The organism is Mucilaginibacter lutimaris, from assembly GCF_042676625.1.
Lineage (GTDB): Bacteria > Bacteroidota > Bacteroidia > Sphingobacteriales > Sphingobacteriaceae > Mucilaginibacter > Mucilaginibacter lutimaris.
The window spans coordinates 1-2,426 of sequence record NZ_JBHTIA010000004.1 but is presented as its reverse complement, the minus strand read 5'-3'; the positions used below and the strand labels follow the sequence as shown (position 1 = coordinate 2,426).

2 tRNA genes and 1 rRNA gene are annotated in these 2,426 nt (G+C 47.1%); all 3 read right to left on the bottom strand.

The features are described from left to right. Positions 1 to 1,876: ribosomal RNA gene (locus ACFQZI_RS09620) — 23S ribosomal RNA — on the bottom strand; the annotation flags it as partial. Between the two features lie 293 nt (positions 1,877 to 2,169). After that, positions 2,170 to 2,243 (bottom strand) — tRNA-Ala (locus ACFQZI_RS09615). An 89-nt stretch (positions 2,244 to 2,332) separates the two neighbouring features. Continuing rightward, positions 2,333 to 2,407 (bottom strand) — tRNA-Ile (locus ACFQZI_RS09610). Between the last annotated feature and the right edge of the window lie 19 nt (positions 2,408 to 2,426).

The following is a 2,426-nucleotide window of genomic DNA, read 5'->3' as shown; positions in this document are numbered from 1 at the left end:
CGGAATAACATCCCCTCTTAACCTTCCGGCACCGGGCAGGTGTCAGGCCTTATACGTCATCTTTCGATTTTGCAAAGCCATGTGTTTTTGTTAAACAGTCGCCTGGGCCTTTTCACTGCGGCTGATATTGCTACCAGCGCCCCTTCTCCCGAAGTTACAGGGCCATTTTGCCGAGTTCCTTAGCCATGATTCACTCGAGCACCTTAGGATTCTCTCCTCGACTACCTGTGTCGGTTTACGGTACGGGTTTTTATAACCTGAAGCTTAGCGGGTTTTCTTGGAAGTCTGATTACCTGAACTATCACCTTACCCGAAGGCTCAGTGTACTATCAGCTTTCAGCAAGTCTTGCGTACTTAACTACAAAACCTATACCTACGGCCTTTAACGAACTATTCCGTCAGTTCGCGTCAGTGTCACTACTCCGTCACCGCATCGCAGTTATAAAAAGTACTGGAATATTAACCAGTTGTCCATCGGCTGCGCCCTTCGGCTTCACCTTAGGCCCCGACTAACCCTGATCCGATTAGCGTTGATCAGGAAACCTTAGTCTTTCGGTGGGCGGGTTTCTCTCCCGCCTTATCGTTACTTATGCCTACATTTGCTTTTCTAATTCCTCCACAGTCAATTGTCTTTCCTGCTTCACCGGCAATTAGAATGCTCCCCTACCAGTATATCGTGAGATATAATCCATAGCTTCGGTATAACGCTTAATGCCCGTTTATTATCCATGCCCGATCGCTCGACTAGTGAGCTGTTACGCACTCTTTAAATGAATGGCTGCTTCCAAGCCAACATCCTAGCTGTCTGTGCAATCGGACCTCGTTAGTTCAACTTAGCGTTAATTTGGGGACCTTAGCTGATGGTCTGGGTTCTTTCCCTCTCGGCCATGGACCTTAGCACCCATAGCCTCACTGCAGTGTATATTATATAGCATTCGGAGTTTGTCTGGATTTGGTAGGATTTGACTCCCCCGCACCCAATCAGTAGCTCTACCTCTATATAACTTTACCACCACGCTGTTCCTAAAAACATTTCGGGGAGTACGAGCTATTTCCCAGTTTGATTAGCCTTTCACCCCTACCCACAGATCATCCGGAAACTTTTCAACGTTTATCGGTTCGGTCCTCCAGTACCTGTTACGGCACCTTCAACCTGTCCATGGGTAGATCACAAGGTTTCGCGTCTACCTCCTCTGACTATACGCCCTATTCAGACTCGCTTTCGCTTCGGATCCGTGTCTTAAACACTTAACCTTGCCAGAGAAGAGTAACTCGTAGGCTCATTATGCAAAAGGCACGCCGTCACACCACGAAGGTGCTCCGACCGCTTGTAAGTACACGGTTTCAGGTTCTATTTCACTCCCCTGTTCGGGGTTCTTTTCACCTTTCCCTCACGGTACTGGTTCACTATCGGTCTCTCAGGAGTATTTAGCCTTACCGGATGGTGCCGGCAGATTCCCACAAGGCGTCTCCGACCTCGCGGTACTCAGGATACCACTATCCTATCTTTACTTACCCGTACGCAGCTCTCATGCTCTATGGCCGGGTTTCCCACCCCGTTCCGGTTCATTCAGATATTCATGTTGTGGTCCTACAACCCCAGTTATGCCGTAACAGAACTGGTTTGGGCTTCTTCCCTTTCGCTCGCCACTACTCAGGAAATCATTATTATTTTCTCTTCCTCTGCTTACTTAGATGTTTCAGTTCAGCAGGTTTGCGCATTTATGCAACTAGTCTTCAACTAGCTAGGTTTCCCCATTCGGAAATCTGCGGATCAATTCATATTTGCTGATCCCCGCAGCTTATCGCAGCTTATCACGTCCTTCATCGCCTCTGAGAGCCAAGGCATCCCCCGTGTACCCTTTCTTACTTTCTTCTATACTTGTACTGCTTTTGCTCAGTACTGTATGCTTTTTGATTATGTTGCCGTTTAATTACAAGTGCCGGAGATTGGAGCCAGGACCCGGACCGAAGTCTTCGTCTTTTTTCTTGCTTCCTTTTGCATGTAATCAAAGCCTGCAACAGTCCTCTACTGTTGTTTTCTCTTTAATTTACTTCTTCCAATATGTCAAAGAACGTTTTGCTTCGCGGAGTCAAGACCTTAGAGCCAGGATTCAAGACTTTCATCTTGTTTCTTGATTCTTTATTCTTGCCTCTTCTGTAGCAGCGTGGAGAATAACGGATTCGAACCGTTGACCCCCTGCGTGCAAGGCAGGTGCTCTAGCCAGCTGAGCTAATCCCCCTTTCAGATGCGTCATTAGGTCATTCAGTCATTGGGTCATTACTTTACAGCTTTTGACTTTTGACTTGTAACTTTTGACTTAACCTCTCGTAGTCCCGAGCAGATTTGAACTGCTGACCCCTACATTATCAGTGTAGTGCTCTAACCAAGCTGAGCTACAGGACTGTTTGTTTATCTTTACAAT